Source organism: Peribacillus sp. NPDC056705, from assembly GCF_043656335.1.
The window spans coordinates 1-7,892 of sequence record NZ_JBHTYI010000061.1; the positions used below are offsets into that span (position 1 = coordinate 1).

The 7,892-nt window shown below is 33.9% G+C and carries 9 protein-coding genes and 1 pseudogene; 3 read left to right on the forward strand and 7 right to left on the reverse strand.

All coding sequences use genetic code 11. The annotated features are described in order from the left end of the window. Positions 1-120: 120 nt before the first annotated feature. From ACFRAK_RS26910 to ACFRAK_RS26925, 4 genes and pseudogenes are all read right to left on the reverse strand, one after another. Positions 121-552 (reverse strand): ABC transporter permease, encoded by a 432-nt coding sequence (locus ACFRAK_RS26910; RefSeq protein ID WP_394572878.1) that lies wholly within the window; start codon positions 550-552, stop codon positions 121-123. Between the two features lie 23 nt (positions 553-575). Continuing rightward, entirely contained in the window at positions 576-785 is a 210-nt protein-coding gene (locus ACFRAK_RS26915) for a hypothetical protein (protein ID WP_394572879.1), read from the reverse strand. Between the two features lie 79 nt (positions 786-864). Continuing rightward, positions 865-1,272, reverse strand: a pseudogene (locus ACFRAK_RS26920) (peptidase dimerization domain-containing protein); the annotation flags it as partial. A 231-nt stretch (positions 1,273-1,503) separates the two neighbouring features. Further along, on the reverse strand, positions 1,504-2,262 hold the full coding sequence (locus tag ACFRAK_RS26925; RefSeq protein ID WP_394572880.1) for an SDR family NAD(P)-dependent oxidoreductase: 759 nt from the start codon (positions 2,260-2,262) through the stop codon (positions 1,504-1,506). Between the two features lie 147 nt (positions 2,263-2,409). On the opposite strand from ACFRAK_RS26925, the gene ACFRAK_RS26930 reads away from it, so the two are divergent. From ACFRAK_RS26930 to ACFRAK_RS26940, 3 genes are all read left to right on the forward strand, one after another. Next, a complete protein-coding gene (locus ACFRAK_RS26930; RefSeq protein ID WP_394572881.1) occupies positions 2,410-3,660 on the forward strand; it encodes a helix-turn-helix domain-containing protein in 1,251 nt (416 codons plus the stop codon). A gap of 337 nt (positions 3,661-3,997) precedes the next feature. Further along, the gene (locus tag ACFRAK_RS26935; RefSeq protein WP_394572885.1) at positions 3,998-4,243 is read left to right on the forward strand and encodes a SpoIID/LytB domain-containing protein; all 246 of its coding nucleotides are present in this window, start codon (positions 3,998-4,000) and stop codon (positions 4,241-4,243) included. 350 nt (positions 4,244-4,593) lie between these two features. Then, a complete protein-coding gene (locus ACFRAK_RS26940; protein ID WP_394572882.1) occupies positions 4,594-4,776 on the forward strand; it encodes a hypothetical protein in 183 nt (60 codons plus the stop codon). A 100-nt stretch (positions 4,777-4,876) separates the two neighbouring features. Here the strand turns inward: ACFRAK_RS26940 and ACFRAK_RS26945 are convergent, their stop codons facing one another. The 3 genes from ACFRAK_RS26945 to ACFRAK_RS26955 all read right to left on the reverse strand — a co-directional run bounded on the left by ACFRAK_RS26945 (position 4,877) and on the right by ACFRAK_RS26955 (position 7,495). Next, positions 4,877-5,761: a hypothetical protein gene (locus tag ACFRAK_RS26945; protein WP_394572883.1), complete on the reverse strand. Its 885-nt coding sequence runs from the start codon at positions 5,759-5,761 to the stop codon at positions 4,877-4,879. A 501-nt stretch (positions 5,762-6,262) separates the two neighbouring features. Further along, positions 6,263-6,448 (reverse strand): Ig-like domain-containing protein, encoded by a 186-nt coding sequence (locus ACFRAK_RS26950; protein WP_394572884.1) that lies wholly within the window; start codon positions 6,446-6,448, stop codon positions 6,263-6,265. 849 nt (positions 6,449-7,297) lie between these two features. Beyond that, the gene (locus tag ACFRAK_RS26955) at positions 7,298-7,495 is read right to left on the reverse strand and encodes an IDEAL domain-containing protein (RefSeq protein ID WP_387595207.1); all 198 of its coding nucleotides are present in this window, start codon (positions 7,493-7,495) and stop codon (positions 7,298-7,300) included. Positions 7,496-7,892 lie beyond the last annotated feature (397 nt).

The window sequence follows — 7,892 nt, forward strand, 5'->3', positions numbered from 1 at the left end:
AAAATTAAACGACCTGAGTCCGATAGAATACCGAACTCAAGTCTTAGAAGCTGCTTAAACTATATGTCTAACTTTATTGGGTCAGTTCAAGTTTGGCTACAGTCTGCATAATTAATTTAATTAACTATTTTCTGGTTTCCAAGATGAATAGCGTCTTTCAATAATGCCTAATAATGAAGTAAGTATGATTCCCGTAATCGTAATGACCAACACTCCAACAAACATACAATCTGTTTGCAGATTTTGCCCATTGCTTGTCAATTGATTTCCGATACCAGCTGTCGAAGCGAATAATTCATCTTCAACTACAGCAATTAATCCTTGACCAATACCTAAGCGAATTCCGTTTAAAAGGAATGGTACCGTCGAAGGCAAAGCAATCGTTTTAAAAATTTGAAATTCACTTGCACTAAATGTTCTTGCTGCTTTTATTAAGTTTTGATCTAATGTTAACATTGCTTTTTGAGCGCTCATCACTATTGGAAAGAAGGCCATCAAAAATACTATAACAATTTTTGATGCTGGGCCTATACCGAACGCAATTATGATCACTGGTAAAAGGGCGACTTTAGGAGTTACATATAATCCTGAAATGAAAGATTAACTACAGCATTAAAGTTGGAATCCCAGCCCGATAACACACCAATTGGAATTCCAATAAGTATGGCTAAAACAAAGCCTGCAATAAATTCGCAACCACTTACTTTCATATTTTCCCAAAAAGAAATTTCTTGGACCATTAAAACTGCCGCTTGTGCAATTTCAATTGGTGAGCTAATGAACAATGGATTTATCCATTCATTTTGTGAAGCAACTTCCCAAAGCAACAGGAATAGTAAAACAGAAGCAACACTGATAAAAAGGAACCAGATTGGAGCAGGCTTTATCGAAAACAATTTCTACTTCCGCCTCCATCATAAGTGCTGCTCCTTTAGCGATGTTACATACCCTTTGGTGAATTTCTTGAACTTGAGATGTTTTAGGCGCACGAATCAAATAAAGAACCTCCTCTTCCGCTTGAACAACATTTGGAGTTAAACCACCTGTGTTTGTAATTGCATAATGGACTCTTGCATCCGAGATGATATGCTCACGTAAGTAGTTAACACCCACGTTCATCAGCTCCACTGCATCAAGCGCGCTTCTTCCCAAATGTGGTTGAACAGCAGCGTGGGCACTTTTCCCTTTAAATTGGTAGTAAATTTGGTAATTAGCTAACGGATTTCCTGGTAAAATTGTATTGGTTGTCCACGGATGCCAACATAAAGCAAAAGTCTACTTCGGTAGAAGGATTACGTGAATTACTTCATGGGTTCCGTGCAAAATATTCTAAGGTAACCTATAAAATCCGAATCATTATCTATCAAAAACTGCTCAAAACTTTGCTAACCTTTTACCAGCACACATGAATGATTGAGTCAGGTTTTAAAAAAATAAATTAGGGACAGTCATGACTGCCCCTAATTATTAAATCGAAAGAACCCTACTCGATCTTTTTATTGACTATAAAGTTAGCCCGCCATCTACAAGAACAATTGAACCGGTCATATAGCTTGCATTATCTGATGCTAAGTAAGCAACCATTTCAGCGAGTTCTTTCGGATCAGCATAACGGCCCATTCTCATATTGGAAACCTCTTCTGGAACGTATCCACCTTTTGCAAACTGAGCTTCAACACTTGTTGTTAATGCTGTTTTCACACCGCCAGGACAAAGTGCATTTATACGAATTCCTTTTTTCGCATATTCTAATGCAGCACCCTTGGTTAAGCCTACAACCGCATGTTTGCTTGCAGAATATACAGCTACACTGTGTTCAGGACGAACACCTGCAGTAGAAGCAGTATTAATAATAGAGCCACTTCCTTGCTCCTCCATCACTTTTAACACATATTTCATTCCTAGGAAGACCCCTTTTACATTGATAGACATAATGCGGTCAAATTCGTATTCTTCTACTGAAGTGAAAGGTGCGAACTTTTGGATAACACCTGCATTGTTGAAAAATATATCAATACGTCCATATTTTTCGACAGCTTTATTTACATAACTTTGCACATCTTCAGTTTTCGAGACATCGGCCTGGACGAAGATGCCTTCTCCACCTTGTTCCTTCACAAGTTTTAACGTTTCTTCTCCTGTTTCCTGATTGAAATCGACTAATACAACTGTTGCACCGTTACTAGCAAGTTTCAAACTGCTTGCTCTTCCGATTCCACTTCCTGCACCAGTTATGACAGCAATTTTATTTGATAATTCCATGTTTAATTCCTCCCTGCTTATTCTTCTTACACGAATCATTTTATGGCTTGTTTAAAAATATTTATTGTATTATCTTACGAATAATAGTACATATTAACTTTAAAAAAAGACCGAATTAAAAAAATTTGAATGGAGTTTATAGAATAGATGGAAATAGCCATACAAGATTTACAATATATATGTGAGCTTATTTATAAAGTTCATAAAATACCTGTTTATTATGTCAATCAATTTGGTGAGATTGAATACGAATTTTCAAGTAGAAACTTACGGGATCATCCATATTACAGCCAGTTCAAAGAGCAGATAAGTGTGTATACTTATGAAGATAATCCAAAGGATTTTCCTATATTTTTCTCTAATTCAAATTTGAACTTTTTCTTTGTCAATCTTAAAAAAACGAATCTATTTTTAGGTACCATTATTTTAGGCCCTACCCTTGAGTCAGAAATATCTGATGAAATGATTAGCAAGATCATAGATGCTTTTAAAGGAAACCTTAAGAAAAGGAAACTCATTGAATACTATCAATCCATTCCCATTATTGATAGTCAACAATTCCTAACAATTAGTTTATTAGTTTATTATTTGATGTACCATAAAAAGCTTGATAAAACGATGGTCATCCAAAACAATGAAGCGCTGTCCCTTGATATGATTGAATTAGAGAACCCGGATCTTGAGCTTTCAAAAGGGAGAAGGAATTTCATTTTTCATTCCAATCTTTCATATGAACGGGTTTTGCTTGATTATGTAAAAAACGGACGGATAGATAAATTAAAGGATATCTTCGATTACTCTATTGTCGGTGAGGCGGAATTAGGATTATTATCGAAACGAAATCGCCTAAGAAGTGAAAAGAATTTAATGATAACTGGAATTGCTCTTGTTTGCAGAGCAGCTATTGAAGGTGGTTTAAATGATGAAACTGCCTTTACCTTAAGCGATTTCTATATTCAACAACTCGAGGATTTAGGAAGCTTAAAAGCAATATTGAAATTAACGGAAGGAGCCATAATAGATTTTACCAATCGTGTGCACCAATTAAATAAAGAAAAATATTCTGCAACAATAACAGCTTGTCAACATTATATTTATGACCATCTTTATGACGATATCACACTTGATTACCTTGCACAAATGTGTCGTTTAAGCCCAAATTACTTATCATCACTTTTTAAAAAAGAGGTTGGAAAACCAATAAGTGAATACATTCAACGGCAACGAGTTGACGAAGCAAAAAAGCTCTTACTTTTAACAAATTATTCGATTTCAGACATCGGCACATGGCTAAATTTCAACGACCAAAGTTATTTTATAAAAATCTTTAAAAAATACACAGGTTTAACCCCCAGGCAGTTTAGAAATGATCACTTTTCCGATCATAAATCGACATAATTATATATAAATGAAAATTTGAGCAACAGATCAAATTGGGGTACCCCCCAGCAAAATGCGAATTTACTTTTTCTCCTACTTCTTATAACTAGGCATATTTCCCATTTCTTTAATGGAGCAATCATCATCGCAGGCTTTTCAATTTTGACTGCCTCACTTTTTTCAATTACCAATTTACTTGTGACATTAGCAATGTAAAAAAGGGATTATATTTCCCTTGTCTTAATTTATCATAGAACTTTCTATAAATGATAAAAGCCTGTAGACAAATTAAGATATAGGAGGATTAATTTTTATATTCTAACGAGGTTTATGATAACATATCAAAACATAGATTATCACTTTTGATAGCGGAGTCGTTCCAGCTGAAATGCCGGCTTTATGGAATCAGGAAGCCTTAATAAAGGCACAGGCTGTTGCGGCAAGAACCTATGCAATGAGCTACATCAACAGAACCCCCGATGACACAGGGAGTTACCAGGTATACGGTGGCTATGCTTGGCACGAAAACTCAACAAAAGCTGTTAAAGTAACAGCATTGGTTATGGTGATAAAAAACATCTTCTCAAAATATTATCCATAATTTGGGTGAAAGGTCCCTATATTGTATTTCCCCCTTTTCAACATTTCGAAATACGCTGTCCAACTTTAGCCCTTTTTCATTTTGACTCTATTGATTTTCCTGAAGAAGCTTTTCTCGAGCTTTTAGTTGTACAAGAAAATCTTTTAAAGTATCAGAGTAATTTATTAATGATCTAGTTACTGTGGAAGAGTTAATTTTAAAAGAAACTGCCAATTGTTTTTGAAAATAATCAATTAATAGTTGGTTTAAACTTTCAGCTTCAATTTCAAACGGACAATTAGTGCAGTAATATTTCAAATAGGCATATTTAATACCCTTCTTTTTTGTAGAGCTATTCCGATGTAATAACAATGCTGCTTTTGAACGGACAAGACATAACAATCATCTCTACCCGTTTAGAAAAAAGCTTGGACGAAATAGAAAACTTATTTGGTGTTATTCTCGATACAGAACCGGCAGATGTATTGGCTACAAAAGCTAAACAGTTAGCCTCTGCAACAACTGTAGAACAATGCATTGATATTTTTATATAGAAGATTGAAACATAAAAGGCATAACAAAAAAAGGTACTCACATTGTTCTGAGTACCTTTTCGCCTAAAATTTCCGCTTCAAAAAATGAACATGAAAACGATTATTTCACTTCCATAATCCATTTTGCTTTGCTACCCGTAGTATAATCTGTGTAAAAGATTTCATAAGGTGCATTACCGGTTACTCCGAAAGCAGCAGGTCCGTTAACGTGCTTACCAGCTTGAACACTCTCGGTTAATGTATCGAGAGCATATACCTCCATCTTTTCACCTTTGCTGTCATACACTTCAAAATCTCCTGCGCTAACTACTTGTTCTTCTTTTGTACCATTTTGGTATTCAATATCAAATCCCAATACTTCTTTGGGCTGTGTTTCTTCGAATTCGTTTCTTTCCTTTGTATAATGTGCATTTGTTAATGTTATGATATGACCTTCTACATTTACCTTTTCACCTAGTTTAAAGGTTCCAAGTTCTTTAGGTTTTTGTTCGGAATCTTCATCGAATTCAATAGGCTTCTTGTTTTCCGCAATAACTGTGTTGCTCAAATCAACGGTACGGATAGTAGGTTCTTTTTTATCATCATAGAGCTCAGAGTGTTTATATAGTTCTCGTATGTAGGCATCCATAATAGCTGCTTGCATGCTGTTCTCAAAGCTTCCACCATCTGAGTTGTTCACTTTCATTTCTATCGTTTTAGAGTCTTTTAATTCAATGCTTTTATAATTGATAGTTCCTTCATCATCAGGACCAGCCATTTGTTTTAAAATTGTTTTGAAATCTTTTTTTGGCATATAAATTTTAGCCCATGCCTCTTTATCTGGATTCTCAAAATCTATTTTAGAAAAATCTTCTAAAGTTGAGAATTCTTTTTGTTCTTTCTTGGGTTCTTCTACCTTTTTGACATCTCCGTTTGAACTATCAGAACATGCCGATAAAAGAATGACAGACAATAAACCTATTATTAAACCTTTTAAAACCTTCATTAATCATTTTCCCCCTGTTGGTGTCGCTTTTAGCACGGTTTATTATCTCTTGTAACAACATTTTAATCAATAGTTGTTTTTACAAATGGAAAGGTAAATAAAAGCGGGAAGTCAGATTTCAAAAATCAAATAGTAGATTGTTTGGTGGAAGTAATTTAATGTAAACGTAGACATTATAAGAAAAACGATATTTGGTTAAGAAATTGAAAAAAATCGATGGCGATATGGTTTGGTCACAACATATGGGACCCGCTTTTTAGGCAAAAGAAATAATAAATAGTAATCGTCTACCAAATGGAGGAACAGACGTCGTTCTAATTTATATATCCTTACAGATGGATGATTAGAATTATAAGTAGCAGCTCCTTTTTGTATTATTAAGCGTTGAAGTATTTCTATTTCGGGCTAATGTACCAACATTATTTTTTAATAGAATATACAAAAAAAAACGGTAATACTTAGAGAAGTATTACCGTTTTTTGATAGTGTCTTTGGTTAATATTAGCTTACCTTCGTTGCTTTACTTTTCCCCTTGTTGCTTGATTTATCTTGAGCGTATACCTTTATAGTAGAATCCTTCTTTTGTGTCTTGATTTTCACTTTATAATTTCCTCGACTATCTACTACACCTTGTCCGATTTTCTTGCTTCCATTGTAAATATATATGGATGCGCCTTTTTCACTCAACCGTATTTTTTACTAATCAATAACTTCCCCTCTTTTTTTACTTTAATTATTTATATTCAAAATTTCTTAATTATATGGCGTAAAAAAAACAAGTAACAGCTTCTTATAGGATATTACTAAATTAGCTTAACATTTATATCTTTTTTCTACCTTAACACTTACTATATTGAATTCCTTATATTTTTTTGTGAATTCTACAATTTCTGTTCACTTGGTCCATCTCTTGGCTGTATTTTGCAGCTGTTTCCCCCATTGCAATTACATAATAAACTTCTTTCAACATTTTATTTTCCCCCTCGTGCCTTTTGCCATTGGCGCAGGAACCCCGACATTCACACTTAACATGCCTATTCGATATTTTCACGGAATTCACGTACATTTGCAGTACTATCTGTATAAATACAAGCACCATTTGTGAATCGAGAATTATTAGCGCTAATTCATTAAACTCACTATATAGATGGGTAATAAACACTGGTTCTCCTTAGGTAAAGACCTCAAACTTTCCACTAAATGTATTTATAAACATTCTCTCCCACATAATGGTCCCCCTAAAAACAGAATGGATAGATTGTAAATTCGACTTTTTTAGAGAAAATCCTTCAAAGTTCCGTAATCGGGTGTTTTAGTGAAAAGAGATTGCATAAACCTCACTTTATACAGCAGCTAGGCTTCTTTAGAAGCCCAAAATGTTGATAAATCAACGATGTTTAATATTCTGCTTAATCGATAAAAATCAAATAAACGCCAATCTCCTATCTATCAAGGGATTGGCGTTTTGGCGTCCTTCTTAAAATTAGGATTATGTTAAGTTCATTTCAAAATCATCTCGATATATAATACAACATTTTAAGAAATGTTTTTCAATTCCTCTGTTAATCGTAGGAATTCTTCTTCGTTTTTATCCTGTAATGACTGGTCAATCTCTTTTCGGATTTGCTCTTTTCGGAAATTAAGAAGGGCTTTGTTTATCACCATTTCAGCAAATTCAGAATCCTTGACGTTTATTTCAGGTTGTGGTGGTGTATTAGCCAAATTCTTTTCCATAGGAAACCAACTCCTTGACCTTTTTTATATTATACCAAATTTTTCAGACTATTCAAACATTTCATCTAGTAGTTCCATGGTATTTTTAGCCATGAGTTCACATCTTAAAGTGTAAACTCATTGAAACCTTCAGCTCTGGTCTCTAAACAAGAAGTTTTTAATTCATCTCAAATAATTATTCTTCCAGTTTATTTAATCGTTAATCTATACCATTCTATCTTTAGACTGATTCAGATTATTATCATAAAATTGATGGATCAAATAGGTAAGATAAGAGTTTAGTTCAAATCGATCTTTATTTACAAAATCAGACAACGTTAATTTGCTTTCTCTTAACACTATTTTACCCCCTTTATTTAACCTTTATCTTTATGATTCCCAAGCTATTATTCTTTTA

Bases quoted from the DNA above. Each gene is read 5' to 3' on its own strand.
- ACFRAK_RS26925 (WP_394572880.1), bottom strand. From the start codon at position 2,262: ATGGAATTATCAAATAAAATTGCTGTCATAACTGGTGCAGGAAGTGGA.
- ACFRAK_RS26930 (WP_394572881.1), top strand. From the start codon at position 2,410: ATGGAAATAGCCATACAAGATTTACAATATATATGTGAGCTTATTTAT.
- ACFRAK_RS26940 (WP_394572882.1), top strand. From the start codon at position 4,594: ATGCTGCTTTTGAACGGACAAGACATAACAATCATCTCTACCCGTTTA.
- ACFRAK_RS26945 (WP_394572883.1), bottom strand. From the start codon at position 5,761: ATGAAGGTTTTAAAAGGTTTAATAATAGGTTTATTGTCTGTCATTCTT.
- ACFRAK_RS26955 (WP_387595207.1), bottom strand. From the start codon at position 7,495: ATGGAAAAGAATTTGGCTAATACACCACCACAACCTGAAATAAACGTC.